25 protein-coding genes, 9 tRNA genes, 1 rRNA gene and 3 other annotated features are annotated in these 25,860 nt (G+C 46.9%); of the genes, 6 read left to right on the top strand and 29 right to left on the bottom strand.

Features of this window, described 5'->3' with window-relative positions:
• Positions 1 to 87: 87 nt before the first annotated feature.
• The gene (locus BN6628_RS06815) at positions 88 to 345 is read right to left on the bottom strand and encodes a post-transcriptional regulator (RefSeq protein WP_068615837.1); all 258 of its coding nucleotides are present in this window, start codon (positions 343 to 345) and stop codon (positions 88 to 90) included.
• Between the two features lie 266 nt (positions 346 to 611).
• Here BN6628_RS06815 and spoVB point away from each other — a divergent pair, with 266 nt between their 5' ends.
• Complete coding sequence (gene spoVB, locus BN6628_RS06810) at positions 612 to 2,189, top strand: stage V sporulation protein B (protein WP_068615835.1); 1,578 nt, start codon at positions 612 to 614, stop codon at positions 2,187 to 2,189.
• Positions 2,190 to 2,207: 18 nt separating this feature from the next.
• Here spoVB and BN6628_RS06805 read toward each other — a convergent pair whose 3' ends face one another.
• The gene (locus tag BN6628_RS06805; protein ID WP_068615833.1) at positions 2,208 to 2,411 is read right to left on the bottom strand and encodes a YetF domain-containing protein; all 204 of its coding nucleotides are present in this window, start codon (positions 2,409 to 2,411) and stop codon (positions 2,208 to 2,210) included.
• A 186-nt stretch (positions 2,412 to 2,597) separates the two neighbouring features.
• On the opposite strand from BN6628_RS06805, the gene BN6628_RS06800 reads away from it, so the two are divergent.
• Both BN6628_RS06800 and BN6628_RS06795 read left to right on the top strand, forming a co-directional pair.
• Positions 2,598 to 2,990, top strand: a complete 393-nt coding sequence (locus BN6628_RS06800) for a TIGR04086 family membrane protein (RefSeq protein WP_068615831.1) — start codon at positions 2,598 to 2,600, stop codon at positions 2,988 to 2,990.
• A gap of 102 nt (positions 2,991 to 3,092) precedes the next feature.
• Positions 3,093 to 3,920, top strand: coding sequence for a phosphatase PAP2 family protein (locus BN6628_RS06795; RefSeq protein ID WP_089153538.1), 828 nt, complete (start codon positions 3,093 to 3,095; stop codon positions 3,918 to 3,920).
• A gap of 90 nt (positions 3,921 to 4,010) precedes the next feature.
• On the opposite strand, the gene yajC is transcribed toward BN6628_RS06795, so the two are convergent.
• The 9 genes from yajC to BN6628_RS06750 all read right to left on the bottom strand — a co-directional run bounded on the left by yajC (position 4,011) and on the right by BN6628_RS06750 (position 12,854).
• Complete coding sequence (gene yajC, locus BN6628_RS06790; RefSeq protein ID WP_068615829.1) at positions 4,011 to 4,334, bottom strand: preprotein translocase subunit YajC; 324 nt, start codon at positions 4,332 to 4,334, stop codon at positions 4,011 to 4,013.
• 29 nt (positions 4,335 to 4,363) lie between these two features.
• On the bottom strand, positions 4,364 to 5,503 hold the full coding sequence (gene tgt / locus BN6628_RS06785; RefSeq protein WP_068615826.1) for a tRNA guanosine(34) transglycosylase Tgt: 1,140 nt from the start codon (positions 5,501 to 5,503) through the stop codon (positions 4,364 to 4,366).
• Positions 5,504 to 5,527: 24 nt separating this feature from the next.
• Positions 5,528 to 6,556, bottom strand: a complete 1,029-nt coding sequence (gene queA, locus BN6628_RS06780) for a tRNA preQ1(34) S-adenosylmethionine ribosyltransferase-isomerase QueA (RefSeq protein ID WP_068615824.1) — start codon at positions 6,554 to 6,556, stop codon at positions 5,528 to 5,530.
• A 9-nt stretch (positions 6,557 to 6,565) separates the two neighbouring features.
• Positions 6,566 to 8,671: a SpoIID/LytB domain-containing protein gene (locus tag BN6628_RS06775; RefSeq protein WP_068615822.1), complete on the bottom strand. Its 2,106-nt coding sequence runs from the start codon at positions 8,669 to 8,671 to the stop codon at positions 6,566 to 6,568.
• Between the two features lie 39 nt (positions 8,672 to 8,710).
• On the bottom strand, positions 8,711 to 9,712 hold the full coding sequence (gene ruvB, locus BN6628_RS06770; protein ID WP_068622050.1) for a Holliday junction branch migration DNA helicase RuvB: 1,002 nt from the start codon (positions 9,710 to 9,712) through the stop codon (positions 8,711 to 8,713).
• A 33-nt stretch (positions 9,713 to 9,745) separates the two neighbouring features.
• Positions 9,746 to 10,360, bottom strand: a complete 615-nt coding sequence (gene ruvA, locus BN6628_RS06765; protein ID WP_068615820.1) for a Holliday junction branch migration protein RuvA — start codon at positions 10,358 to 10,360, stop codon at positions 9,746 to 9,748.
• Positions 10,357 to 10,860, bottom strand: a complete 504-nt coding sequence (ruvC, locus tag BN6628_RS06760; protein WP_068615818.1) for a crossover junction endodeoxyribonuclease RuvC — start codon at positions 10,858 to 10,860, stop codon at positions 10,357 to 10,359. The genes ruvA and ruvC overlap by 4 nt, the downstream gene beginning before the upstream one ends.
• Positions 10,861 to 11,006: 146 nt before the next feature.
• Entirely contained in the window at positions 11,007 to 11,696 is a 690-nt protein-coding gene (locus tag BN6628_RS06755) for a BofC C-terminal domain-containing protein (protein ID WP_068615816.1), read from the bottom strand.
• 96 nt (positions 11,697 to 11,792) lie between these two features.
• The gene (locus tag BN6628_RS06750) at positions 11,793 to 12,854 is read right to left on the bottom strand and encodes a Gfo/Idh/MocA family protein (RefSeq protein WP_068615814.1); all 1,062 of its coding nucleotides are present in this window, start codon (positions 12,852 to 12,854) and stop codon (positions 11,793 to 11,795) included.
• A 427-nt stretch (positions 12,855 to 13,281) separates the two neighbouring features.
• Between BN6628_RS06750 and BN6628_RS06745 the strand changes: the two genes are divergently transcribed.
• Entirely contained in the window at positions 13,282 to 13,800 is a 519-nt protein-coding gene (locus BN6628_RS06745; RefSeq protein ID WP_068615812.1) for a spermidine/spermine N(1)-acetyltransferase, read from the top strand.
• Positions 13,801 to 14,507: 707 nt separating this feature from the next.
• Here BN6628_RS06745 and BN6628_RS25900 read toward each other — a convergent pair.
• The 4 genes from BN6628_RS25900 to BN6628_RS06730 all read right to left on the bottom strand — a co-directional run bounded on the left by BN6628_RS25900 (position 14,508) and on the right by BN6628_RS06730 (position 16,278).
• The gene (locus BN6628_RS25900) at positions 14,508 to 14,651 is read right to left on the bottom strand and encodes a type II toxin-antitoxin system HicB family antitoxin (RefSeq protein ID WP_187386116.1); all 144 of its coding nucleotides are present in this window, start codon (positions 14,649 to 14,651) and stop codon (positions 14,508 to 14,510) included.
• Between the two features lie 28 nt (positions 14,652 to 14,679).
• On the bottom strand, positions 14,680 to 14,763 hold the full coding sequence (locus BN6628_RS26930; RefSeq protein ID WP_082926821.1) for a type II toxin-antitoxin system HicA family toxin: 84 nt from the start codon (positions 14,761 to 14,763) through the stop codon (positions 14,680 to 14,682).
• A 452-nt stretch (positions 14,764 to 15,215) separates the two neighbouring features.
• Positions 15,216 to 15,374 (bottom strand): helix-turn-helix domain-containing protein, encoded by a 159-nt coding sequence (locus tag BN6628_RS25520; protein ID WP_328586955.1) that lies wholly within the window; start codon positions 15,372 to 15,374, stop codon positions 15,216 to 15,218.
• A gap of 160 nt (positions 15,375 to 15,534) precedes the next feature.
• Positions 15,535 to 16,278: a hypothetical protein gene (locus tag BN6628_RS06730; RefSeq protein ID WP_068615807.1), complete on the bottom strand. Its 744-nt coding sequence runs from the start codon at positions 16,276 to 16,278 to the stop codon at positions 15,535 to 15,537.
• A gap of 723 nt (positions 16,279 to 17,001) precedes the next feature.
• Between BN6628_RS06730 and BN6628_RS06725 the strand changes: the two genes are divergently transcribed.
• The gene (locus BN6628_RS06725; protein ID WP_068615806.1) at positions 17,002 to 17,769 is read left to right on the top strand and encodes a hypothetical protein; all 768 of its coding nucleotides are present in this window, start codon (positions 17,002 to 17,004) and stop codon (positions 17,767 to 17,769) included.
• Between the two features lie 68 nt (positions 17,770 to 17,837).
• Positions 17,838 to 18,293, top strand: coding sequence for a hypothetical protein (locus BN6628_RS06720; RefSeq protein WP_068615804.1), 456 nt, complete (start codon positions 17,838 to 17,840; stop codon positions 18,291 to 18,293).
• A 195-nt stretch (positions 18,294 to 18,488) separates the two neighbouring features.
• On the opposite strand, the gene BN6628_RS06715 is transcribed toward BN6628_RS06720, so the two are convergent.
• From BN6628_RS06715 to BN6628_RS06650, 14 genes are all read right to left on the bottom strand, one after another.
• Entirely contained in the window at positions 18,489 to 18,833 is a 345-nt protein-coding gene (locus BN6628_RS06715) for a YolD-like family protein (RefSeq protein ID WP_068615802.1), read from the bottom strand.
• 4 nt (positions 18,834 to 18,837) lie between these two features.
• Positions 18,838 to 19,125, bottom strand: coding sequence for a hypothetical protein (locus tag BN6628_RS06710; RefSeq protein WP_068615800.1), 288 nt, complete (start codon positions 19,123 to 19,125; stop codon positions 18,838 to 18,840).
• 57 nt (positions 19,126 to 19,182) lie between these two features.
• The gene (locus BN6628_RS06705; RefSeq protein WP_068615798.1) at positions 19,183 to 19,590 is read right to left on the bottom strand and encodes a site-specific integrase; all 408 of its coding nucleotides are present in this window, start codon (positions 19,588 to 19,590) and stop codon (positions 19,183 to 19,185) included.
• 187 nt (positions 19,591 to 19,777) lie between these two features.
• Positions 19,778 to 19,856: transfer RNA gene (locus BN6628_RS06700), tRNA-Leu, on the bottom strand.
• A gap of 19 nt (positions 19,857 to 19,875) precedes the next feature.
• Positions 19,876 to 19,952 (bottom strand) — tRNA-Arg (locus BN6628_RS06695).
• Between the two features lie 6 nt (positions 19,953 to 19,958).
• Positions 19,959 to 20,033, bottom strand: a tRNA-Gly gene (locus tag BN6628_RS06690).
• A 5-nt stretch (positions 20,034 to 20,038) separates the two neighbouring features.
• Positions 20,039 to 20,122, bottom strand: a tRNA-Leu gene (locus tag BN6628_RS06685).
• A gap of 37 nt (positions 20,123 to 20,159) precedes the next feature.
• A tRNA-Lys gene (locus BN6628_RS06680) sits at positions 20,160 to 20,235 on the bottom strand.
• 43 nt (positions 20,236 to 20,278) lie between these two features.
• Positions 20,279 to 20,355: transfer RNA gene (locus BN6628_RS06675), tRNA-Asp, on the bottom strand.
• Positions 20,356 to 20,426: 71 nt separating this feature from the next.
• A tRNA-Met gene (locus BN6628_RS06670) sits at positions 20,427 to 20,500 on the bottom strand.
• A 28-nt stretch (positions 20,501 to 20,528) separates the two neighbouring features.
• Positions 20,529 to 20,604 (bottom strand) — tRNA-Val (locus tag BN6628_RS06665).
• Positions 20,605 to 20,737: 133 nt separating this feature from the next.
• A tRNA-Glu gene (locus BN6628_RS06660) sits at positions 20,738 to 20,812 on the bottom strand.
• 6 nt (positions 20,813 to 20,818) lie between these two features.
• Positions 20,819 to 22,566 (bottom strand) — a sequence feature (23S ribosomal RNA rRNA prediction is too short).
• Between the two features lie 352 nt (positions 22,567 to 22,918).
• Positions 22,919 to 23,034 (bottom strand): 5S ribosomal RNA (gene rrf / locus BN6628_RS06655).
• A gap of 224 nt (positions 23,035 to 23,258) precedes the next feature.
• Positions 23,259 to 23,512 (bottom strand) — a sequence feature (23S ribosomal RNA rRNA prediction is too short).
• Positions 23,453 to 23,803 (bottom strand) — a sequence feature (most likely nonfunctional fraction of RNA operon). Its footprint overlaps the feature before it by 60 nt.
• 470 nt (positions 23,804 to 24,273) lie before the next feature.
• Positions 24,274 to 25,776 carry a LysM peptidoglycan-binding domain-containing protein gene (locus BN6628_RS06650; RefSeq protein ID WP_068615796.1) on the bottom strand — a complete coding sequence of 501 codons (1,503 nt, stop codon included), beginning with the start codon at positions 25,774 to 25,776 and terminating at the stop codon, positions 24,274 to 24,276.
• Positions 25,777 to 25,860: the final 84 nt, after the last annotated feature.

Here is a 25,860-nt window from a genome sequence, read left to right as displayed (position 1 = left end):
GTTCCCCTTTCATTCTCAATATTCCTATTATATCTACGTGCGAAATGACCGTCAATTTATCAAATATTCCCGACAAAAAAAATCCCATTAATCAAAACGGGATCCACGATAAGCGGAAAGCGTTAAATAATTCATAAATTGGGTCGCTTTCAAAGACATAATATCATTCACCAGCTGATAAAGAGGCGGGATACCTGCTTTCTCATACTTGGAACTGACGCAGTCCCAGATGTCGGAATGGGTAACGTGCTCGTAACCGATTAATTGGAATTCCTCCGCTTTGCTGCGGCACAGCTGTTCGATCGACTCAAGGAGCTGGGCCTCGGTGATTGCTTCCTCGTCCATGGGAGTCCTCCTTCTTTTCCAAGCATCTGAATTTCCTCTTTAATTACTTCCCTCTCATCTTACTAAATTCCTGCCCAACAAGTCCAGGCATTTCAAGGCAAAACTTGTCAGAGCCCCCCCGCGGTCATCGGGGTTTCGCCTCATGCTCTCCTAAGGTAGACAATAAAACAAATGGCATGAACACGGACAGGTCCTGCATATGGTTAAAACAGGCATGTCTATATTCATGCCCTTCGATAATGACACATGGGGGAAGAGGGAGAAATGTGAACAAGCAATCTTTTATCCAGGGAACGATGATCCTGCTCGCCGCAAGTCTAATTAACCGGATTCTGGGCTTCATCCCCCGCATTATGCTTCCCCGCATTATTGGCGCCGAGGGTGTGGGTCTATACCAGCTTGGATATCCGTTCTTCCTGGTCATCGTTACGATTATATCAGGCGGCATTCCGCTTGCTGTCAGCAAGCTGGTCGCCGAGGCTGAATCCTCAGGGCAACCTCAGCGCTCCAAGGTTATACTCCGCACCAGTCTCGCCGTATCCATGGGCGCGGGATTTTTGTTTACCTTCCTATGCCTGTTCGGGGCGACTTGGATCACCCGGAATCTGCTTCCTGACAGCCGGGTCTATCATACCTTTATCAGCATGAGTCCTATGATTGTTATTGTGGCCGTATCCTCTGTCTACCGGGGGTACTTCCAAGGGAAGCAGGATATGATCCCGTCAGCCACTTCATCGATAATGGAGACCCTAACCCGCATCTTGTGTGTGCTCTGGTTCTCCTATCTTATGCTTCCTATGGGGATCGAATACGGTGCAGCTGGTGCCATGCTCGGGGTGGTTGCAGGTGAGATTGTCGGTATGTTAGTGCTGCTGATTCAGCTGAGGAGGCTTAAGCCTTCCCCGGAAAACCATCTCTCTCCGTCATCCGGCAATCCAGACGCTGACTTATCCAATCAGCCCTCCCCTAAAAGCCTGCTTAAGCGGATTCTGGGTATTTCTCTTCCCGTTACTGGCGGCAGATTGGTGGGGTCCTTATCCTATCTGCTGGAGTCTATTACTACGGCTCAGAGTCTTGCGTTAGCAGGGATCGCCACGGCAGTAGCCACAGCCCAGTATGGTGCCCTGCAAGGAATGATCATCCCCGTACTGCTGCTGCCTGGCGCTCTGACGTCCTCTCTGGCTGTCTCCTTGGTTCCTTCGCTGGCCGAGGCCCAAGCCCGGGGAGATATGCGTACCATTCACAAGAGACTGCACCAATCTATAAAGCTGGCCCTGGTATCGGGAGCACCTTTTGCCGTGATTATGTATGTCATGGCCGAACCGTTATGTAATCTGCTCTATAAAAATACCGAAATCGCCGGCATGCTTAAGCTAATGGCTCCATTCGCGATTTTAATTTATCTGCAAGGGCCCCTTCAAGCAACTCTGCAGGCCTTGGATCAGCCAGGAAAAGCGCTTACCAATACTCTAATCGGAGCTGTCGTTAAAATCGGCTTGATCCTATACCTTGCCTCAAACCCGGCACTTGGCATTTATGGAGCGGTTATTGCCATCATTGCCAACATTGTGATCGTTACCCTTCTGCATGCTATCACCGTAGCCGTCGCGCTGAAGTATAAATTCCCTTGGCTGGATTTCTTAAAAATCATGGCAGGAATGACCATTATGGCCGGGGCGGTTACCCTGCTTTACAACAAAGTAACCTCAAACTCCCCGACCTGGCTTCAATTCGCAGCTTCCTGTGCTGCCGGAGGGATTTTGTATATTATTCTGATTACCGCGCTTAAGCTTGTTGACCGTAGTGATATGCAGCGGGTCCCATTTATCGGAAGGTGGTTTTAACTAAAAGGGTGGCTAGAGTCATTTCTCTGTATGAATGTACAGTTTTCCTTTATGATCCACCGTACAGACTAGAACTTCCTTGAATCGGGTTACCCCTTTAGTCTGAATCTGATTCTTTAACCAGAAACGGTTCTGCCTGATCCTCTCCAAATTCTGGTCTTGTACCTGTCCTTTTACAATGAGGGGCAAGGGCAAAGGTGCATAGCTGATTGGTGCAGACACGCCATCTCCTCCTTATGACCGAATCAAAGTACATGTATTCTTCACCGCTAAGGGGTAGCCCATGCAGCCAGCGTCCTTTTAAATTGCGGATGTATTTACAAAATAATCATGTATCCCAAGATGACTTGTACTAACAGCACAAGCTTGGCCATAAAATGGAGTATCTTACAAATGAGGAGGACAAATATGGAACAAAAACGCGGCCTGCTTCCATTTCATATCACCCACCCCCTTGTCTCAGGACTGTGGTACGGGTTCCTATGGATGATGATTGGTGCTTTGATCTTATCCCTGTTTCTTCAGGCAAGCGGTTTGTCGGAGGAGAATCTGTCCGTATACACCTATTTAGTACACGCCGTGTCTCTCTTTATAGGAGGACTTGTCGCAGGCAAAAGATCAGGCCGGAAAGGGTGGTATCAAGGAGGACTTGTAGGCGTGCTGTACGGCATTATCGTGCTGCTTATCAGCTTTCTCGCCCTCGACTCTCACCTCCTTATCCAGGATATGGCTTTAGTGATTCCAGCCTTCATTTTTGGTGCCATCGGCGGCGCTCTGGGAGTAAATTTACACAAGTCTTGATCAATAATGCGAAACGGTTGGATATTTAAGGAATATTTCTGATTATGCTGAAATGTGTTAAACTGGTGTAATCTGAGATAAATTAAGGGGGAAAAACCGGTTTTGCTCTATCATTCCATGACAACCGTTTCGTTGTTCACAGCAGGTGTAACCATTTTATTCATCTGGTTTGCCTCAAGGAAGAATCCCTTTGTGGCAGCCTATTCCTTTATCCGTGAGCTTTTTATTTCCAGAAAATTCCTCATTTTGTTTGCTATGATGGTCGGAATACTCCTGGTCAACAGCGTGGAGCTGAAATGGGAAACTGCCTTAAACCTTAAGGCGGATTATACGCATTGGTTCCTCGCCATCGAAGGAGATTTTGTGAAGAATTTCCAACAATTTTTCCACGCGCATTGGGTGACGGAGGTAACAGCCTTTTTCTATGTCATAGTGTTTCAGGCACTTATGATTGCTTCGCTTGGCATCTATGCCAGCGGGAAGAATATGGTATACGTCCATGCTGTTTGTTATACGGTCATTCTGAACTACCTGGTGGCGATCCCGTTTTATTTATTCTTTCCTATTAACGAAGTTTGGTCATATGCACCGTCAGGCGTTAGCTTCTACATGTACGAGGTGTTCCCTAATTTTGATGCCGCCTACCGTCCGTTATCAGGTATCAATAACTGCTTCCCAAGCCTCCATACCTCGATTTCGGTATCGATGGCCATTCTCGCTTTCCGCTCGGGCAACCACCGCTGGGCAGCTGCAGCAGGAATCAGTGCTTTTATCATCGTATTTGCCATCTTCTACATGGGAATTCATTGGCTGATCGATATGCTTGGCGGACTTGTGCTCGCTACCGTAGCAACGACTCTTGCCGTAAGATGGGCGCAGCGCTCCGCTTATCGGAACGAACTGCCGCTTAAGGTGGAATCCACCATTTAAAACCTTACGATTTATAAGAAAAACCTCAGCTCTGTTCATGGAACAAACTCCATAAACCTGCTGAGGTTTTCTTTATTGGCATGCTAAATTTTAAGACTCCGCTTTTTCAGGTTCGGCTGCGGAAGTTGCGATACTGTGACTGATGGCACTGCGCTCGAAAGTAAGCTTAGTCACATCATTGACCTTCAGAACAACTGTGTCGTTCGTAAGCTCTGTAATCGTGCCATGAAGCCCTCCGATGGTCACGATTTTGTCCCCCTTCTTAAGGGCGCTGAGCATCGTATTCCGCGTCTGCTGCTTCTTCTTCTGCGGACGAATAAGCAGGAAATAGAATACAACGAACATCAGAACAAACGGAATGATGATGCCGAGGATATCCTGTCCTCCCGCTCCAGCTGCTGCATATTGAAACATTTTAAATCCCCCTTTCTTCTCTAATGAGTTTAGAACCCTTTGTCATTGTTAAACAGACCATACTGTTCGAAGAATTCATCCCGGAAATCAAGCAACCGGTCATCCATGATCGCTTGACGTACGTTCTTCATAAGATCAAGCAGGAAGTGCAGATTATGATACGTCGTTAACCGGAGTCCGAAAGTCTCGTCAGCCTTGATCAAATGACGCAAGTAAGCCCGTGAATAGTTCCGGCATGTATAACAGCCGCAATTCGGATCCAATGGACCGAAGTCGTTGGCATACTTCGCATTACGGACAACAAGCCGGCCTTGGCTTGTCATCGTGGTCCCGTTGCGGGCAATTCTCGTTGGAAGCACACAATCGAACATATCTATTCCCCGGATGGAGCCTTCGATCAGCGCATCGGGCGAACCCACACCCATTAAATACCTTGGCTTATTCGAAGGAAGCAGGGGCACTGTATAATCCAGCACCTCATACATCAGGTGTTTGGGCTCACCTACACTCAGTCCACCAATAGCATACCCCGGAAAATCCAGGGAAGTCAAATCAGCCGCGCTCTGTCTGCGAAGTTCCTCATACATCCCGCCCTGAACAATGGCGAACAAGGCCTGATCGTGCGGCCGGGTATGGCTTTCTAGACAGCGCTCCGCCCATCTGGTTGTCCGCTCCAACGACTTCTTGACATAATCAAAGTCTGCTGGATATGGAGCACATTCATCAAATGCCATCATAATATCCGAGCCTAGAGCATTCTGAATTTCCATGGCAACCTCAGGAGACAGGAACAGCTTATCCCCGCTTAGATGAGAATGAAAATGTACCCCCTCTTCCGTAATCTTGCGCATTTCGCTAAGGGAGAAGACCTGAAATCCGCCGCTGTCCGTGAGGATCGCACGATCCCAGTTCATAAATTTGTGGAGTCCGCCAGCTTCACGGATCACCTCATGACCCGGACGAAGAAAGAGATGGTAAGTATTACTCAAAATAATTTTGGCGTCCATTTCCTTCAGTTCTTCCGGACTCATCGTCTTCACCGTGGCTTGAGTACCTACAGGCATAAAGGTAGGGGTTTCAATAATCCCGTGAGGGGTATGCACCCGGCCTAATCTGGCGCCGGATTGCTTACATGTTTTGATATGTTCGTACGTTACTGCTGCTGTCAAATTTATCAACCATCCTCTAAAGCTTTAATAAATAAACATGGCGTCACCGAAGCTGAAGAATCTGTACTCCTTCTCAATCGCTTCCTGATAGGCCGATAAAATATGTTCTCTTCCCGCCAAGGCACTCACCAGCATAACGAGCGTGGATTTAGGAAGATGGAAATTCGTGATGAGCGCGTCAACAATACCGAATTGATAACCCGGATAGATGAAAATTTGTGTCCATCCGCTGCTCTTTACGATCGGCCCATCCCCGCACTTCTGGCTGACCGTCTCCAGGGTCCTTGCTGAGGTTGTCCCCACTGCAATGACTCTGCCGCCACGCACTCTGGTCTCATTGAGGATGTCCGCTGTCTCCTGCGGAAGGACGTAATACTCCTCATGCATCACATGGTCCTCAATCCGGTCCACGGACATCGGTCTGAATGTGCCAAGTCCGACGTGAAGCGTTACAAAGGCAATCGTAACCCCCTTGGCACGAATCCGGTCCAATAATTCCTCGGTAAAATGCAATCCCGCCGTCGGAGCCGCCGCCGAACCTTCATTACGTGCATATACGGTCTGGTACCGTTCCTTGTCTTCCAGCTTCTCCTTAATATAAGGGGGAAGAGGCATCTGCCCAAGCCGGTCCAGAATCTCGTTAAATATCCCTTGATAAGCGAACTTCAGCACACGGCCGCCAAGCTCGCCTTCTTCCATAATCGTTGCCTTAAGCTCGTCACCAAATACGATCACCGCACCGGTTCTAAGCTTTTTCCCTGGCTTAACCAGAACCTCCCATTGATCCTCACCCAGGTTCTTAAGCAGCAGAACCTCGGCCTTGGCGCCGGTATCTTCCTTAACGCCAAACAATCTTGCGGGCAGAACCCGCGTATCATTAAGTACGAGGGTGTCTCCGGGATTCAAGTAATCAATAATATCCGAGAAAATATGATGCTGGGTCTTCCCGTCCTTCTTATTCAGCGTCAACAGGCGGGAGGATGTTCTCTCTAAAAGCGGCGTCTGGGCGATTAAGCGCTCAGGCAGCTCGAAATCATACAAGTCCACATTCATGATGCTGCTTCATTCCTTCTCTATAGTCACATTTTGATAGTAATGCTGCAAAATGGTTTTGTAATCCTTGCCAGCGTCGGCCATGCCCTTAGCGCCCCATTGGGACATCCCGATGCCATGGCCATTCCCTTGTCCAGTGATAAAGAACATGTTGGAGTCATCCACTACCCTGGCTTCATTCGAACCGTTCAGGACAACCATGTTCCCGCCGTTCAAGGTCTGGGTGCCGGATGCGGACAGAACCTTGGTTCCAGCCTTCGCTGTACCCGAAGCCGTCTGATCCCCTGCACCTAGTACAGTATACCTCCCGGTTGGGGTAATATCAAACAGCGTGCTTGGCAGGCCGCCTAGCGCGGACCGGAACATATCCGGGTATTTCACATCCAGCACCTGTCCGTTCGCCTTCACTTCAATCGCACGGCCCGACGGACCTCTCTTCGTCACATCCAAGGACACAATGGGGGAACTCACGGCCGTTGCTGTCTTCCCTTTTAAGGACTTGCTAAGCTGATCGGAGGTGAACGGTCCCCGGACCCAGGCGTATTCGTTAGATTGGCTGACCTTCTCAAGCACCACGGCCTGATCCCCAGGATTGAGCTTGCCAACCGGAGTCTCACCCGATTGAATCATTGGCAGAGTACGAACATTGGTATCCTTCGCCGTAGCTGTCAGGTAAGAAAGTCCGGCCGGGTTCTTGTCTCCGGTAAGCTTGGCATTGTCTTCGCGGACATATCCGCTCTTCCCATTGGACAGAAGAACATGGTACCACATTTTAAGCCCAGCTTGAGCCGCCTTATCTTCCTCGCTCTTAACGGCTTGATAAGTGCTGTCGGTGTCCTTCCAGACCTCTGAAGAATCCGCTGCCATACCGCCGCTGTTCGAGGAGAACAATCCTTCAATCAGCTTCCCGTTCTTCTTGATCACCTCTCCTGAAGTACTATCCACCGCCTGAATAATGCTTGCGGCTTCCTTCTCAATCCCGTTGTAGGCCTGGCTCAGCGTGGTATCAACAAGTCCGGCCACCTTAAACTTGGTAGCCCCCTGATATAAGGCATAAGTTCTTGCAGCTACCGCCTGTGCTTTCAGCGCTTCCTGCGGCCAGCTGGAATATACCTCGCCGCCTACCACAGAATACAGATATTGATCCATAGGCAGTTCATTCACCACGGCAAGCTGTCCAGCCACCTTGCTCAGTTCAAAACCGCCTCTATATTTGCGTGAGGAACGCTCAACCAATTGAATATTTCCGGAATCTCCCGCGGTTCCTTGAATCCAGAGCGGCGAGCCCGTTCCATTCAATGAATAGTGTTTAACCGGCGAGGGTGTATTCAGGTTCAGTGTTACATCACTTCGCACAATCAAGGCAATACCTGATTGGCCTGCCGGGGTCAGATTCTGTCCTGGCAGTTGGCTGGTAAGCTGTGATTCCACCTGGTCGAGCTCATCCCCAGTGGAGGCATCCCCTACCCAGACTTCATATGAGGCTTGCCCGGTAATGGCAATCACCGCGTCCACACTGAGGGAAGCAATTTTGGCTCTAAGCGTCTCGGCCTCCTGCTGAGTCTTAAATGAGCCTGCGGACAAATATAAGCCTCCCTTAGCTTCTGGCGCATCCCCACCGCTTAAGCCCAGCGTCTGTCCTGTACGGACAGCGGCTTTTTGAGCTTCTGCAGCGCTCAGGTAAGGGCCGGTGTATACTTGGTACAATGTGCTGCCGGATTGATTAACTGAAAATATGAAGGGCTTGTCCGAGCCTGCTTGAAGCTTCTTGGCTGCGGCAGACGCCTTGGACCAGTCCGGCGTCTCCAAGACTTTGACTTTAAATGTATCCAAACTGAACCTGATCTTGTCCCCAGCGGCAAGATTGACCCAGGCTTCCCCTCCTACCCCTGAATTTCTTGGACCAGCCGTCCAGGCGGTGGAGGAGACAAGGGTTACCGCAGGTACCGTTGATTTATATGCACTTCCCGCGTCGACAAACAGGGCAACTCTCACTTGATCCGAGTTCGCCGAAGCCGCCGGGGTCTGAAATTGAACCAGACCCATCAGCAGTACACCCGCAAGAAGACTTTTTCCAACCTTAAGCATGTTGCTCTTTAATCCTGATCTCTTCATGATATCCTCCTCAGAGATGATTTGTTTCACGTACATATTTTATTTCTCAGGCATGGGAAGGCCTAAGTGATTGTAAGCGGCCGGAGTCACCATGCGTCCGCGCGGAGTCCGCTGCAGAAACCCGATCTGCAGAAGATACGGCTCATACACATCCTCGATGGTCTGGCTCTCTTCCCCGATCGTTGCGGCAATGGTATCCAACCCTACAGGCCCACCGCGAAAGTTCGTAATCATGGCTCTCAGCATCTTATGGTCAATCAGATCAAGTCCCATCGGGTCGACCTGAAGCATCTTCAAGGCTTCCTTGGCGATTTCCGCCGTAATGATTCCGTCTCCACGCACCTGTGCGTAATCCCGTACGCGCTTAAGCAGCCTGTTAGCAATACGCGGGGTTCCTCGCGACCTCAAGGCAACCTCTTCAGCCGCATTTCCGAGAATCTCAATGCTCAGAATGTCGGCCCCCCTGCTCACGATATAACTCAGCTGATCCACAGTGTAGAACTCCAGCCTGCTCACCACACCGAATCGGTCCCGGAGCGGCGCGGAGAGAAGTCCTGCTCTTGTTGTAGCACCCACCAGCGTGAACGGTGGAAGGTCCAGCCTTACGGACCGGGCACTTGGCCCCTTGCCAATCATAATATCCAGCGCAAAATCCTCCATTGCCGGATAAAGCACCTCTTCCACCGTCCGGTGCAAGCGGTGAATCTCGTCAATGAACAGCACATCGCCTTCCTGCAGGTTCGTCAGCAGGGCAGCCAGGTCACCAGGTCGTTCAATCGCAGGACCGGAGGTAGTCCGCAGATTCACTCCAAGCTCATTGGCGATAATATTGGCCAGAGTTGTCTTGCCAAGTCCTGGGGGGCCATAGAGCAGCACATGATCCAAGGCCTCTTTTCTCATTTTGGCTGCTTCAATATAGATCTTCAGATTCTCTTTGATTTGGTCCTGACCAATATATTCTGATAAATAGCGGGGGCGAAGACTTAGTTCGACCGCCTGGTCTTCCATCATTAAGTTTGCCGATATTATCCGGTCATCCATCATCACTGTACTCCCCCTCTCAGATTGTTAATATCATGCCGTGTACAGCATTCTAAGAGCCTTCTTCATAACAGAATCCACCGACTCATCCGGAGTAACGCCGTCCTTCAAGCTCTGCCATACTTTATCGAGCTCCGCATCCGTATAGCCAAGTGCCCGCAGCCCCTCTTTGGCCTCATGCCAGCCCGTGAATACCGGATTGAATAGATCGTGAGCGGAAGATTCCTGCACAAACACCGGCGTGCTTGCAATGCCGTCCAGCTTATCCTTCAGATCGAGAATAATCCGCTGAGCCGTCTTCTTCCCGATGCCCGGCAGCTTGGTTAAAAAAGTGATGTTCTCCTGATAAATCGCCGCAACAACGCTATCCGGCGTGCCTCCGGCCAGAATTCCGAGAGCCACACGCGGACCGATTCCGGTTACATCGATCAATTTGCGGAACAGCTTCTGCTCCTCCCGGGTCGGAAATCCGAACAGCAGAATCGCATCCTCCCGAACGTGGTGGTGAATATAAGCGGTAACCACATCATTACTCTTGGCAAAAGCATACGGATTCGGACAAAATACACGGTAGCCCACATTGTGGACATCCAATACAATATATTCGGTTTCGTAATGAACAACCTGTCCCTTTAAATAATCGATCATGAACGAAGTACCTCATTTATCTTGGAATTTAATGTGCTCGAGTGAGCATGACATATCGCAATAGCCAAAGCATCTGCAACATCATCCGGCTTAGGCACAGCTTGAAGCTTCAGGAAGATTCTGGTCATCTCCTGCACCTGCTTCTTCTCCGCCTTGCCATAACCCACAATCGCCTGCTTGACCTGCATCGGGGTATATTCCGCTATGGGCAGACCACGCTGAATAGCCGCCAGAACAAGTACCCCTCTGGCTTGACTGACCGACATGGCTGTAGTGACATTCCGGTTGAAGAAAAGCTTCTCAAGCGCAACCGCATCCGGTTTATATTTATCTATCAAGAGCCCGATGTCCTCATAGACATGCAGCAATCTCTCAGGCTCCGGAGTATCCTTGTGAGTCTGAATGCATCCATATTGAACAGGTACACACTTGCTGCCCTGCTTATCAATAAAACCAAAGCCAACAATGGCAATTCCGGGGTCTATCCCTAAAATACGCAAACTTGATCTCTCCTATAGTTCACAAAGCGAACATATGTATTCACTCTATTATAACAAAAGAAAGCCGGGTAGAGAGGAAAAAGTTCATGTTCCATCAATTAAACGCAAAAAAGAGACGTATTCCACGTCTCTTAGAGCTCTTTCGACTAATGTTTATTCTGCTGCATGACCTTTTGCGAGGCTTCCACCGCATAATCGCTAAAGGTCGAAAGAACACTGTTATACTCCTCAACATCCTGAATCCGAATTCCCTGCTTAACCTGGCGGATTACATCCTCCGGAAGCGCACTTTCCATAAACTCGATGTCCATCTGGAAAAAAGTGCGCATGACCTTCTCCTCCTTCGGAGGTCCTTCGAATAAGCTTAAGTTCCCGTTGCGGTCGAGACCAATATAACCCGAGCGCTTGCAAATGTCCGAAAGATCATCAATATGATGATCGAGCCACACCGTGCCCTCGGCATCCACCCGGCCCTTCCACTCCGGATGCTTGTTCAGCAGATCGATAATCTCAGCACTTTCCATTCGGCCAAGGATCTGGCTCTCTTCCCCGCAGGTATATATTTTATTCAAATGAACCGTTCTGGAGCCCTTCATCTCCGTCAAAGCCCGTTCAAAGTCAGGTGAGGTCGTCTCCATGCTTATAGTGCTCAGATTGCCCAACGTGGCAAGAGCGGCAGGTTCTTCCCTGGTCATCGCCTGCTCCAGCTTATCCGAAAGCAGCATACCCAGCCAAGCCAGACAGGCTACAAGACAGCAGGCGGACACGGTCCAGATTGCCCTCCTCCATCTTTTCCATCGTCTTTTAAAAATTCGCTTTATTCTAAAGATGCTCACGGCAATCCCCTTCTTACTTGCGGTCTTTGATACCTATTGTGACCTTGGGATTGCCGTATTATACAAGTCGGCCTGTTCTTGAATCAGCTGATTACACTACAAGTCTAATTGAACTACGCTTTGGGTCTCAGCAGCTTCAAATATCGCTTCAATCAGCTGCATAACACGGAACACTTCCTCATTCCGAATAAACGGCTCAGCTGCTCCTTCAATTACATCTATAAAATTCAAGTAAAAGCCCTGAGGTTTGATCTCCGGCTTCTCTAGAGGCAGCCTAAGCGTTGATTCTTCTGATGGAGGGGCCATCGTCTTCGTAAGCCCGTTTCCGGCCTGAATCGGCAGCGGCTCCATCTTCACCGAGTTAGAGTTAGTTTTTACAATTTCCCCGCTCAAGTCCCAATCCCTTATGATTGCTGTTCCTTCTGTGCCTTTAACATACCATCGCGGCAGTTTGATATAGTTGGTGGTTCCTACTTCAATCAATGCCGTGAGTCCATTGCGGAACCGGATATGAGTACTGAACCCATCATCTACCTCATTCCCCAGAACTGTACTCAAACTCGCGGCTACATGAGATGTTTTGCTATCTGTAAGCTGAAGCAGCTGATCTAACAGATGCACCCCCCAGTCCAGCAGCATACCACCACCATTGGCTTTAAGCTGACGCCAGTCTCCCGGGATTCCGTTGGCTCCGTGAACTCTGGATTCGAGATGGAAAACCTCACCGATGACCTTCTTGTTTATGAGTCCTTTGACAATCAGGTAATCTTCATCCCAGCGGCGGTTCTGATGCACCATAAAAATCCTATTTTCTTCACGGGCTACCTGCATAATTTCAGTAAGATCACTACTTGTAATGGTCACCGGCTTTTCGCAAATAACATGCTTGCCAGCCCGAAGCGCCTTGATGGACAGTTCTTTATGTACCTCATTAGGAGTTGCAATCAACACGATATCTACCGAGGCGTCAGACAATACTGCCTCCATGCTTTCATAAGTGTGATACCCACGGGACCGGGCCAGATCCATTCTATAATTCACAATATCATAGACTCCAGATAGTTGAATCCGTTCAACCTCTTCTATTAACTGCCCATGATAACTGCCCATACCGCCATATCCTATAATAACCAGTTGGTAATTCTTATCTGTACTCATTTCTAATCCCTCCGCATCATTATCGGTGCCCTAAATATGATACCATAGGTCATCTGCACTGCGCTGTGCTTATTTTCATGAGAAGACTAAACTAATTGGAGGAGAGCAAATAGTACAATTCAAATGCACAAATGTCATATTCTTTTCTCTGTCTCTCCTCTCGTTTTTGTTGCAAATGCAATAAATTTAGGTTAAATTATATTTACGAACTTTGTTGCATTTACAACAAAGATGTTTTGAGGAGTTAGTTATGAAGGAAATTCTTCGAGAAATCGGAATGATAGTGCTATCCCAAAACTCAAAATTAATGGTTTTATCTCTGTTCGATCTTCCTCAGAAAGTAAGAAAGAATATAGAAGAAGACTAGGAGTTTTAAAGAAGGGAAATAAGCGAAATTATTGAGATTATAAAGGAGCGATACTATTCAATGAGTATAACTATCAAAAAATGCACCCTTGAGGATTCACGCAAGCTTCAAGAAATTAGTTATGAAACATTTAATGATACATTCAAGCATCAGAATTCCGCTGAAAATATGCGTGCCTATCTGGAAAGGGCATTTAATTTGAACCAATTAGAACAAGAATTATCCAATAGTTCTTCGCAGTTCTTTTTTGCTTATGTTAATGATGAACTCGCAGGATATTTAAAGGTTAACACCGATGAGGCCCAATCTGAAGCAATGGGTGATGAATCACTCGAAATCGAGAGGATTTATATAAAGAACGAATTTCAAAAGAATGGGCTTGGTAAATATCTGCTGAATAAAGCTATAGACATGGCGAGAGAACACCATAAAAAGAAAGTCTGGCTAGGCGTATGGGAGAAAAACGAAAATGCAATCGCTTTTTATAATAAAATGGGGTTCGTTCAGGTGGGAACCCACTTTTTTTATATGGGCGATGAAGAACAAACGGACTATATTATGAGCAAAACACTCATTTAATTTTTCAGAGGAATGAGTTATTACCTAATTTAAGTTTCCACCGGAAAGCGAAAACTAAAATGGATTCTCACTGGGCTTAAAGTGAAGGAAAATAAAAAACTGACGCTTTTTGCTAGAAACCAGGAGAAATTATGTCGAGGAATTTGAACAGGATGATTTAGAAGTACTTGAAATATGAATGTTATCTGTATAAGACAAACTTATCAGTTATGTAGTAGCTTTCTTTATTTAAATCGACATTTTCCCTTCTGGTCCTGCCGACCCTGTGCTCGCCCCTTTTACGGCCTTACTTTAATACAGTGTTTTGAAGCGTAGTAAGCGCAGAATCTAAGCCATCAATCTTAGAAGTAGTTAATCCTAGTACGGCCGCTCCTGAAAAGTCGACGTAACCGCCTGATCCAATGTAGAGCCTTCCACCGTTTAATGCGCCAATAACATATCTCCATAGGAATACACCTAGAATACAGTATCTCCTCCGTTAATCGTTCCGGTTCCACCGCCGTTCGACTTGGCAAATGATATCGCGTTCATCCCGTACGAGTCGTTAGCATTAATGGAAATCCTCTCGCGCCAAGCGGAGTCGTAAGTTCGCCACCCGTTTCTGTCTATCTCAATCCGCGCCCCACTTGTAGACAGTACGATGTCGGATGCTCGCGTTGGTTCCGGTATGATGTCGCCGTCTTCCTCCATTCCGAAGAGGACAATCCTTAGCCATATATAGCGCCTCCTTCGTCTGTATCACCGCAGGTTAGTGCGCCAGGTAAATCCGGAAACTCGATCGAGATACCGTCGTCTCCGTAATCGAAAACGGCAGGGAATACGTACCGGTCTTTTAACTGTTTATCGTTCATTTATAATATAAACCTCCTTAGGGAGGGGCTATTTCAGCCCCGCCTGTTTGAGTATACTTGCTATTGTCTTCTTTGGTAAGTCTTTGTTGGGGTGAGGGATCGGCCATTTCATATACTCAAAAGAGCGCCGTTTAATCGCGGCGCTTTTGTATACCTAATTCTACGATATCCGATGAGCGGAACCACTCGCCGTCTACCATAAAGCGGCCGCCTTCCGAGTCTATACGTTCGATTACTCCAATAACGCGGGTATCAGAGTGTTCATCAAACATCCGTAGATTGACAGTCGTTCTCGACCGGTATGTAACCGCGATGAACCGAAGGACTTGTAACCGTTCCTGTGCACTTTGTTCGCGGCGTGTTTTTAGTTTATTCGTTACCACCCGTAATCACCTCTACGGATATTATATAACGAACAAACGTTCTTATCTAGTGGAAGTTTACCCAGCTACGGTAAGTAGCGCTTCAATACTCACGCCGAGTGCCCATGCGATCGCGAATAAATGGGCGGAAGAGAGGGGGCAAGGAATAAGGTTACGGTGGAAAGAGCGGAGAAGGCTCCGCTTACTCTTTCGGCTGCAGCGTAAGGAGTTCGCCAATGCCAACGTTAAAATAAACGCAAAGTTTTGCTAAGAGTTCGCGCGGATAGCGCTCCGTTTCGTCATTGTACATTGAGCGTACACTTTCGAATCGGTAGTCGATATCACGCGCGATTTCTCGTATAGATAGGCCGCGAGATTCTTCTAAAGCAGGAAATATTGAGAATAACTTTAATAATTCACCATATGATAATTATACACTGACCAGTGGTCAGAGGGTGTCTGCTACATTAAGACTAATAGGCCTGCCAGTGTATGGCAAGCCTATTTCGAGGATAATATGCCTAATTTTGCATTGCTGAAGGATAGGCGCTAAATGATTCTGTATAACTTCCAAAATTAAGATTTGTGTTTACTGGGAGGTTTCCAATCCCCACTGACATGACTGCTCTCATATCATAGCTACCAACAAATGAAGCTTTATAACCAGAGTAAGAATTAGAAGTTCTTACATTATCTATTGCTGGAGAAAACATTGCACCAAAAGGAGCATAAGTAAGTCTTACAGATGGGCCGCTCGCAGAAGTAACTTGAAAATTATTCGTATATGAAAAAGTACCGGAGAGAGCCACTTTCCATTCTTTTGAGAATCTTCCTGTTGAATCTTGAGCTACGTGATAAAACTCTTTTGTTACGGATTCGCCACTGACAGTAGCAATAGCTGCTGAATTTTTATTAAGACCGTCATGGTTCTCAATTTGAGTTCTCACAGTGTTCGAGAGAGTTAAATTTTGATCTTGAACAACCTTTTTAATGGTCTTGTAGTCTCCTATGTAATAGGGGCCTTTAACACTTTCGATAAATTTTTCAGTAACATCCAATCCGTTGGAATCTTTTACTTCAAACCCTTTTGGGTTATTAAAACCTTCATTAATAAAGTCTATAAAAACATTACTAACCTCAATATCAGAGTTGATACTAACTTCTTGCGCTGGTACATCTGTCGACCCAGCAGCAAAGATAGGTGTGGCACTGAGAGATAAGATTAGGGCTGACGCTGATAGAAAACTTAGAATTTGCTTTTTCATGTTAATGTTCTCTCCTTATAATTGAATTTTATCCTTACTTTTGTTTTTATGGTAGAATCTTTTTGAAAGAGGTGAATAAAATGGGATGGATCTGGTTTTTAGTCGTTCTTGCAATATACACTCCAGTATTCTATCGCTTACATAAGCGAATAAATCATCTTGAGGACGAAGTAACAAAGCTCAAAAAATCCGAAAAACAATGATTACTACCAACACTTACCGCCTCTATGTGTAGTAGCCTCGCGCTATAATCGTATAGAGGTGTTTATGTTTATATCCCCAATGTTGCTCGAAACGCCCCTTTGTTTCCCACGTCTCGATAATACGATGAGATAAGCCCGGAAGACCGTCAAAAATCACCCTTGATTTATTCCTAACTTTTATAGTTCTGAAGTGTTTTATATAATGTATGACCAAAATAAATGAGGGGGAACTTTCGAGTTTGCATCTCTGTCCACATTTTGGTTGCGACAATGCAAGAAAGATATAACAGACTGCCTCGTATACATTACCAAGAGTTCCTTTGGTATAAAATAAAATTATTGTAAAAAGATATCACTTAATACTAGCAATGATTGTAAAAATTGTAGTTTATATAACCCTAACGACTCTAGCCTAAAAGCACAATATATAGTAAAATAAATACAAATGAGGGAAAATATATAAATTAATGGATAAAATTGAGAATTGGAGTACGATAACTTAAAAAAAGGAGAATAGAGTATGAAAATTAAATCTAAGATCTTTTTGACAATTGTTATGTTATTTACTTTAATTCCTGCAGGCGCATTTGCATCAGAAAATGATGTTACTGCGACTAAAGATTTTGACCAGATTTTATTGAAAAATGGTACTCCTCTAGAAATAGTTAAAGAAATGGACAATGATCTCAAACAAATGATTTACCAAAATTCTGGTACTGACTTCACATACGTTAATGTTACTGAGGATGAAAGCACAGTTAGACCTTTCGCCTCCTCTGGTTATGAAATTCCTAAATCAGATTTAAACATTAGCGTGGTAGCGTTCAAAGTTTCTGGCCAAAGCAAAGTTGATATTTATCCTTCCTACGAATGGAAGAAAGCAGTCAAGCCACGTGGTAAGGATTACTTTGGTTATTCAACCCATGATAGCTTCAGTGTTGTACCAAATAAAAGAAGTAACTTAATTCATTATAAATTAAATGCTAGTGATAACTGGACAACTGGAGACCCTGCCACTTACACCAGTTCAAGCTTAACTGGTTATGAACACAAAGGAAGTACTCTAGGAACTCCTGATTTCCCTATTTATATTAAAGGTAATTTTTATTTCCAAGCTGACATAGACGGTTCAAGTCCAGTGAAAAAAATCGCTATATCTTATGTTCATGATACCTCTTCAGGTGGCAGTTATAGCTATGGAATTGGATTCGGTCCTGCTAGCATTTCTGTCACACCAAATTCCTCCAATGTAGGCTATAATACCAACGTTTATACTTTGAGTTACTAATACAGACTATTATAAACATTGACCATTCAAATGAATGGTCAATGTTTTACTAATTAGGAGTGAATATTATGAAACGAAGTTATGTAATACTCATGTCCATAATCTTGTTACTGTTGATTATATTTACTCCTATAATTGTATCTTCTGTACAAGAGAAACAATATTATAAAAATAATATTGTTTCCTATACTGGATTCGCTGATATTACCATTCTGGAGAAATACGTCGAAAAAGATAAAAACTATCTTAAACTCACATTAGATAGCAAATACTATATTGATAGGTATAATATTAAAGATAATGTTCGAGTTTTTGAGGTGCCCAGCAAAGAACTATTTGATAGTATTAACCCTAATAAACCTAAGAATTATATAGGAATTACTATTCAAGCTACTGTAAGTAAGAATGATATTTTGGAGGAAGAATTCAATTGGTTAAAATCAGATCCCTTTGCTATTATTGCGAAGGAAGAGTATAGCAAATATATAAAAGTAGTTGGAATTTCAAAGACTGAAAGTAACTAAAAAAGGGTAATTTCACAAAAGCTAGTGCCCTCCTTTTGGTTTGACTGAATGGAACCCACTGCTCCAGCATATTAAGTACTGTTGCTTATGGGAACTTCTCTTTCTCATTCTCGATCTCCTTCACCACATACAAATGTGATTTTTCAAAAATCAAGTAACCGAGTATTAGTTCCGTATAAATAAAGACCGCAGAAGCTACTCGCCAAAGCGGTCTATTTTTGCGTCCAAAACGTCATCCAGTGCAATCCACGTCAATTCTCCGTTACTCACCAGTTTCACCTCGCGCCGATACGTCAACACCGTCTTAACCACACCAGCCACCCAGCAATCTTCAATCATGTCGAATAACCGCAACTTCACCGGCACCTGCAGCGTTAGTGACCGGCTGATCGCAGCCTCGATCAGCTCGGACTCCTGCAGAATTAACTCAGGTTTGGTTCGCCGGGCCTGTGCTAGTTGCAGCCGGATTTCCGCCTCGCGGTGTTCTGGCATGATCATCCGTGAATTCAATATACCGTTCCCTTTGAGTTTATCCTCCATCGTGCTAGTACTCCGTCCAATAATCGGAGCTACTCTGTTGGGAGGTCACCGTTGCCCTCGACTGTCCCGACAGACTGCGCTCCCACGCTTCCAGGATAACGATCGTGTCAATTGCCGGCTTATCGGGCCAGTATATGTACTCCTCCAGCATCAATTCGTTTAACGCTGTCACAATGTCAGCTGGGCTACGGCCGGTCAGCCGCTCAAGTTCCTTTTCCGTCGGCATCCTGCGCTGTTGCGAAATGTAATTGTAGAGAATCCGTAGTGTCTTACGTCCAAAATCGGATAGCATCCTTAACAACTCCTTTGAACGTAATTATACGGGAACACTAGTTCTGTTAAGACCCAATTATCGAATTATTAGGTATATATAACTTATAAGCGTCATTTTATGCATAGGGCTTTGTAGCAAGTAGCCTTCCCGTACAAGGAAATTGAACAGCGCTCGGAGCGCTCTAAGAACACAGTTAATTGACGTCTCTTTCTGTCCGTTCTCCATCATGTGCAGAATAACGTTCTCTTTTATGATATCTTCCGTTATCTTGCCTGGATCAGTTGAGATACCCTGCGCCTCAAGCGCCTTCCTAAACACGTTAAACTCACGCACATAAAACGCCTGCGTATGCTTACTTATGTTGCGTATCTTCCCGTCCCGTAAAAACAAGTGCGCAGCACTATCGAAGTCATCAACGATATAAAGCGGTTGTGCTTGCGGTGTTAAATCCTCAAATGTTAGAGCGTTTTTTCTACGTGCCATCCTCATACAACTCCATCCGATTTGTTATCGTTGTGGCTGCCGAATCGACTCGCGTAATCGACCTTAGTCGAGCGCGGTTCCTGTGGATAAGCGCGTAAAACTGGCGCGTATTATTAAAACGCAAAAAGCCGATCAGACATTGCGTCCAATCAGCGTTTAAATCCCCGTCAATCTTGCGTTTTTAGTATACCGGCGAGAGGACTCGAACCTCCACGGTTTCCCACTCGATTTTGAGTCGAGCGCGTCTGCCATTCCGCCACGCCGGCATATGCAACTATAAGAAAATGGCGCGCCCTAAGAGATTCGAACTCCTGACCTTTTGATTCGTAGTCAAACGCTCTATCCAGCTGAGCTAAGGGCGCACATTATGGAGCGGACGACGGGAATCGAACCCGCGACCCTCGCCTTGGCAAGGCGATGCTCTACCGCTGAGCCACGTCCGCATATTTGGTGCGCGTGGAGGGACTTGAACCCCCACGTCAAAGACGCTAGATCCTAAGTCTAGTGCGTCTGCCAATTCCGCCACACGCGCACATGTCCTTACATACTACCCTTTAATACAGGGTAAATGGTGAGCCATGAAGGACTCGAACCTTCGACACCCTGATTAAAAGTCAGGTGCTCTACCAACTGAGCTAATGGCTCTCAATAAAGAGAAATGAATCATCTTATTATCAAGAATGTTAAATGGCGGAGCCGACGGGATTCGAACCCGCGGTCTCCTGCGTGACAGGCAGGCATGTTAGGCCTCTACACCACGGCTCCACACTAGGTAAAGATGATCCCCGGAAAGAATTAAAATAGGCTTCAAAGCTTCTCATCACTTTTGGGGATTATTGCGGGGGCAGGATTTGAACCTGCGGCCTTCGGGTTATGAGCCCGACGAGCTACCGGGCTGCTCCACCCCGCGTCAGTAAAATATATTCACTTGGAATAAATGGTGGAGGCTGAGGGGATCGAACCCCCGACCCTCTGCTTGTAAGGCAGATGCTCTCCCAGCTGAGCTAAGCCTCCATAAAGGTTAATGAAATATTGACTCCTAGGGGATACTCGCTCTTCGAACGAGACTGCGATATATTCCTACCGAAGCGAATGCTCCGACGAAGCCTGATGGGTTCTCATCCCCATTTGAAGCTATTAATGAAAGTGGTGACCCGTAGGGGATTCGAACCCCTGTTACCTCCGTGAAAGGGAGGTGTCTTAACCCCTTGACCAACGGGCCATAATAAAGTCCAAGCTGATGGTAAAGATCAGCCTGGACTAATCTGTATAANCCGCGCGCCTTAGAATTCTCTTCTCGCCTACCTGTGTCGGTTTGCGGTACGGGCACCTTCTCCTGACTAGAGGCTTTTCTTGGCAGTGTGAGATCATGACCTTCGCTACTGTAATTTTCACTCCCCATCACAGCCCAGCCTTATGGTATGCGGATTTGCCTACATACCAGCCTCACTGCTTGGACGGACATCCATCAGTCCGCGTCACTACCCTGCTGCGTCACCCCATCGCTCATAACGGATTACGGTGGTACAGGAATTTCAACCTGTTGTCCTTCGACTACGCCTTTCGGCCTCGCCTTAGGTCCCGACTTACCCTGAGCGGACGAACCTTCCTCAGGAACCCTTAGGCTTTCGGCGGATCAGATTCTCACTGATCTTTTCGTTACTCATACCGGCATTCTCACTTGTGTACGCTCCAGCGCTCCTTACGGTACACCTTCAATGTATACACAACGCTCCCCTACCCCTGATGCAAAGCATCAAGCCATAGCTTCGGTGGTGTGTTTAGCCCCGTTACATTTTCGGCGCAGAGTCACTCGACCAGTGAGCTATTACGCACTCTTTAAATGGTGGCTGCTTCTAAGCCAACATCCTGGTTGTCTGTGCAACTCCACATCCTTTCCCACTTAACACACACTTGGGGACCTTAGCTGATGGTCTGGGCTGTTTCCCTTTTGACAATGGATCTTAGCACTCACTGTCTGACTCCCGGATACAAGTCTGTGGCATTCGGAGTTTGACTGAGCTTGGTAACCCTTGGCGGGCCCCGCACCCAATCAGTGCTCTACCTCCACGACTCTTCTTCCGAGGCTAGCCCTAAAGCTATTTCGGGGAGAACCAGCTATCTCCGAGTTCGATTGGAATTTCTCCGCTACCCCCACCTCATCCCCGCATTTTTCAACATACGTGGGTTCGGGCCTCCAGTGCGTGTTACCGCACCTTCACCCTGGACAGGGGTAGATCACCCGGTTTCGGGTCTACGTCCACGTACTATAACTCGCCCTATTCAGACTCGCTTTCGCTGCGGCTACGGCTCTTCACCTTAACCTTGCACGGGAACGTAACTCGCCGGTTCATTCTACAAAAGGCACGCCATCACCCTTAAGAATCGGGCTCTGACTTCTTGTAAGCACACGGTTTCAGGATCTATTTCACTCCCCTTCCGGGGTGCTTTTCACCTTTCCCTCACGGTACTGCTTCACTATCGGTCGCTAGGGAGTATTTAGCCTTGGCAGATGGTCCTGCCGGATTCATACGGGGTTTCACGTGCCCCGCACTACTCGGGATCCGTCTCGGAGGGATTAGACTTTCGGGTACAGGGCTTTTACCTCTTCTAGCGGGCCTTTCCAGACCTCTTCGCCTACCCTAATCCTTGGTAACTCCATGTGAGACGTCCCACAACCCCAGAGAGCAAGCTCTCTGGTTTAGGCTGTTCCGCGTTCGCTCGCCGCTACTGACGGAATCACTGTTGTTTTCTCTTCCTCAGGGTACTTAGATGTTTCAGTTCCCCTGGTCTGCCTCTTCATACCCTATGAATTCAGGTATGAGTGACTACCTATTACAGTAGCCGGGTTTCCCCATTCGGACACCCCCGGATCAAAGCTTGCTTACAGCTCCCCGAGGCAGTTTCGTTGTTCGCCACGTCCTTCTTCGGCTCCTAGCGCCTAGGCATCCTCCGTGTGCTCTTAGTAGCTTAACCATTGCTCCGGTTTGTGGACTGTCGGCTCTGTTGTCCGTTCGTTTCCTGATCTTATAGAACCTCTACAAAGAGGAAACGAACTCCCAAAGGATCCGTCATCCCACAAACCTTCGCGCTACCTTAGATACTTCACTTGTTTGCACAAGTTCAGTTTAAAGGAATTCTAATTTACGCAATTTCGTTTCGTTATCTAGTTTTCAAGGATCAATTCCAACCTTGCGGCCGGAAGAATATCATATCAAATCCTCATTCGCTTGTCACCAAGCAAGTTCTGGAAGCGATACATGAGAGTTGAACTCTCAAAACCGAACAACGAGTGAGATGGTGCTTTGCTACGCAAAGCCAGTCGGCTGCCTTACGGCAGACCGTGTATCNGGACCCTGCGGTCCAAGTACCATCGGCGCTGGAGGGCTTAACGGTCGTGTTCGGGATGGGTACGCGTGGAACCCCTCCGCCATCGCCACCAAACGGGATTTTCCGAGTCATTGCTCTCTGAGTTATCTCAGGTGAATCTCTGACTTCAGAAAAACTAATTCAGGTTTCAGCATCGCCAAATGCTGAAAGCTAGTTCCTTCTAACCGAAGGCTTGCTTCGGAATAGAAATGAGGTTTGCTTTCTGAAAACTAGATACGAAACGAACTTGCGCACCCTTCTAGGAACTGCGTCCTTCGGGTATTTTTTTGGATAAGCCCTCGACCGATTAGTACTGGTCAGCTCCATGCATTGCTGCACTTCCACCCCCAGCCTATCTACCTCGTCGTCTTCAAGGGGTCTTACATACTGGGAAATCTCATCTTGAGGGGGGCTTCACGCTTAGATGCTTTCAGCGCTTATCCCTTCCGCACTTAGCTACCCAGCTGTGCTCCTGGCGGAACAACTGGTGCACCAGCGGTGCGTCCATCCCGGTCCTCTCGTACTAAGGACAGCTCCTCTCAAATTTCCTACGCCCACGACAGATAGGGACCGAACTGTCTCACGACGTTCTGAACCCAGCTCGCGTACCGCTTTAATGGGCGAACAGCCCAACCCTTGGGACCTACTTCAGCCCCAGGATGCGATGAGCCGACATCGNTCCCTCATGCGAGAAACTTGCGTATCCGGTATTAGCTACCGTTTCCGGTAGTTATCCCAGTCTTACAGGCAGGTTACCTACGTGTTACTCACCCGTCCGCCGCTAACCATCAGGAGAGCAAGCTCTCCATCAAGTCCGCTCGACTTGCATGTATTAGGCACGCCGCCAGCGTTCGTCCTGAGCCAGGATCAAACTCTCCATTAAAGAATGAAATGTTCTTCTGACCTAAAGGCAGAAGGTCTTTCATTCAGGTGTTTGACTTGCTCATTTTGAAACTGACGAGAATTTCACTTCTCATTTGACTAAAGAATCGAAGTTCTTCAATCTTGTATCTCACTCGTTGTTCAGTTTTCAAAGATCAATTTCTCAGTTGGTCAACCGCTTCACCATCGACTTAGTTAGCATTCGGTGTCTCAGCAGCAACTCTTATAATATATCACATTCGCATTCTAGATGCAAGAACTTTTTTTCGAAGAATTTAATTCATATAAAATCGCTCAGTTCTTACCCCCAACCTCGCGGCCGGATTTATAATATAACATCTTTCGACTAATTGTACAAGCAATTTATATAGTATAAATTATGGAAACAGATACAAAGCGGAAGACTCCTCGCGAGCCTCCCGCATTCTTTATTTATTCATTAATCCAAGGATTTTGTCTGGTGTCTTTATTTTTAGTTGCTGGCTTCGAACTGGCTTTCTCCCTTTCCTTTTTTGCAGGACTACTGTTTGAAGTCCGGGCCTTCTTCCCCTCTTTTCTTGTTTCCCGTTTCGCTCCTTCTTGTATATCAGCTTCACTATCCTGTCCCTCAAACCCTTGGATGACAGGAGTATCTTCTGAGGCAATATCTTCACGTTCTTCTCTTATCACATCCGATACACCGAACCCACCAAGTGGATAATGGGGCACTGAAGGCTGCGGCGGCAGCTCATAGCCTCCATAAGGCTCAACCGGAGTGGAATATCCGTATGGTTGTGGTTGAACAGAGTGGAAAGCGCCGTAAGGAGCACACGGATATGGATGCTGGTAAGGAGTCTGTGAATACTCCATTCCCCATGGAGAGCCTTGAGGAGAATATTGGGCTCCTCCTATGTTCTGTTCCGGGCCGTAACCATATGGAGCATGGTGCATGCCATGATGATAAGGCCAAGCTGGTGGGCAGGGCTCAACAGGCGGATAGACCTGAGGCCATTCATAAATCGGAGCAGCCGAGATTCCTGGATACTCACCTAGAAAAGACGGATTTTCCGCTTGATAATGACCTTGCGGTTGGTATGATTGGAATGGCTGTTCTGTCATCGGAGCATAATCATAAAGTCCCGAGACTTTCTCTGCTTCGACTGGATATTGTTTAAATAAATGGTGGGAGCTTGAGCCACAGCCGCAGGGCGATTCTTTAATCGGCTCAGGTTTATACTCAGGGACATAAGGCTCAGGCTGTGGCTGATACTCAGGCACATACTGATATACCGGTGGCTGCTGGAACTCAAAGACATAGTTAGGTGCGCTAATCTCAGAGTACTCCACCTCAATATTATACTGAGGAATTATAGGTTGGGGGGCTGGGGGAGCTGGCTGAATCTCGATGACCGGCGGTACAACTGGCGCTGGTGCTGGTGCTGGGAGCGGTGTTGGAACTTCAGGCACAGGTACCTGCTCAATCGGAGCTGTGTTCTTTTTACCGCCTTCAATAGGAGCGGTACTCTTCTTCCCCTCCGAAATTATCGGAGCTGTATGGGCTTTATCCCCAGTTCCCATAGAACCGCTGCCTGCCTGAGGCGCTGTCGTATTAGCTTTCCCCGCAGACGGGATATTCACGATATCACCAACCTTGAGGTCATCGGGATTGGCAAGCTGCGGATTCGCACTGATAATGGAATCCAGCGGGATTCCCCAGGCTTTGGACAATTTCCAAAGCGTATCCCCTTCCTTCACCTCGTGCTTATAGATTACATTGCTCCCGCCTTGATTCCCTATAGGCACCCCAACCGTTGGCACTTTGACCTTGTCCCCAATATTCAATTGATCCGGATTCGCGAGCTGCGGATTAGCATCGATCAGCTTCTGAAGCGGAACATCATATTTCTTGGACAACTCAAACAGGGTATCTCCCTGCTGCACAATGTGTATTTTCACCTGACACAGACCTCCTAAATTCTTCTTAGGGCCGTGATATTCGCCCCTTGCCCATTTAATACATCCTATGCAAGAGCCCGGGTT

The sequence above is a fragment of the Paenibacillus tuaregi genome, from assembly GCF_900086655.1.
Classification (GTDB): domain Bacteria; phylum Bacillota; class Bacilli; order Paenibacillales; family Paenibacillaceae; genus Fontibacillus; species Fontibacillus tuaregi.
The sequence above is the reverse complement of the archived record's forward strand: the minus strand, read 5'-3'. Positions and strand labels throughout refer to the sequence as shown.

Bases quoted from the DNA above. Each gene is read 5' to 3' on its own strand.
- BN6628_RS06705 (WP_068615798.1), bottom strand. From the start codon at position 19,590: ATGGCACGTAGAAAAAACGCTCTAACATTTGAGGATTTAACACCGCAA.
- ruvB (WP_068622050.1), bottom strand. From the start codon at position 9,712: ATGGATGACCGGATAATATCGGCAAACTTAATGATGGAAGACCAGGCG.
- ruvA (WP_068615820.1), bottom strand. From the start codon at position 10,360: ATGATCGATTATTTAAAGGGACAGGTTGTTCATTACGAAACCGAATAT.
- BN6628_RS06725 (WP_068615806.1), top strand. From the start codon at position 17,002: ATGAAAATTAAATCTAAGATCTTTTTGACAATTGTTATGTTATTTACT.
- BN6628_RS06720 (WP_068615804.1), top strand. From the start codon at position 17,838: ATGAAACGAAGTTATGTAATACTCATGTCCATAATCTTGTTACTGTTG.
- BN6628_RS06730 (WP_068615807.1), bottom strand. From the start codon at position 16,278: ATGAAAAAGCAAATTCTAAGTTTTCTATCAGCGTCAGCCCTAATCTTA.
- BN6628_RS06715 (WP_068615802.1), bottom strand. From the start codon at position 18,833: ATGGAGGATAAACTCAAAGGGAACGGTATATTGAATTCACGGATGATC.
- BN6628_RS06775 (WP_068615822.1), bottom strand. From the start codon at position 8,671: ATGAAGAGATCAGGATTAAAGAGCAACATGCTTAAGGTTGGAAAAAGT.
- BN6628_RS06750 (WP_068615814.1), bottom strand. From the start codon at position 12,854: ATGAGTACAGATAAGAATTACCAACTGGTTATTATAGGATATGGCGGT.
- BN6628_RS06710 (WP_068615800.1), bottom strand. From the start codon at position 19,125: ATGCTATCCGATTTTGGACGTAAGACACTACGGATTCTCTACAATTAC.
- yajC (WP_068615829.1), bottom strand. From the start codon at position 4,334: ATGTTTCAATATGCAGCAGCTGGAGCGGGAGGACAGGATATCCTCGGC.
- queA (WP_068615824.1), bottom strand. From the start codon at position 6,556: ATGAATGTGGACTTGTATGATTTCGAGCTGCCTGAGCGCTTAATCGCC.
- BN6628_RS06800 (WP_068615831.1), top strand. From the start codon at position 2,598: ATGGAACAAAAACGCGGCCTGCTTCCATTTCATATCACCCACCCCCTT.
- BN6628_RS06815 (WP_068615837.1), bottom strand. From the start codon at position 345: ATGGACGAGGAAGCAATCACCGAGGCCCAGCTCCTTGAGTCGATCGAA.
- BN6628_RS06745 (WP_068615812.1), top strand. From the start codon at position 13,282: ATGAGTATAACTATCAAAAAATGCACCCTTGAGGATTCACGCAAGCTT.
- BN6628_RS26930 (WP_082926821.1), bottom strand. From the start codon at position 14,763: ATGAAATGGCCGATCCCTCACCCCAACAAAGACTTACCAAAGAAGACA.
- BN6628_RS25900 (WP_187386116.1), bottom strand. From the start codon at position 14,651: ATGAACGATAAACAGTTAAAAGACCGGTACGTATTCCCTGCCGTTTTC.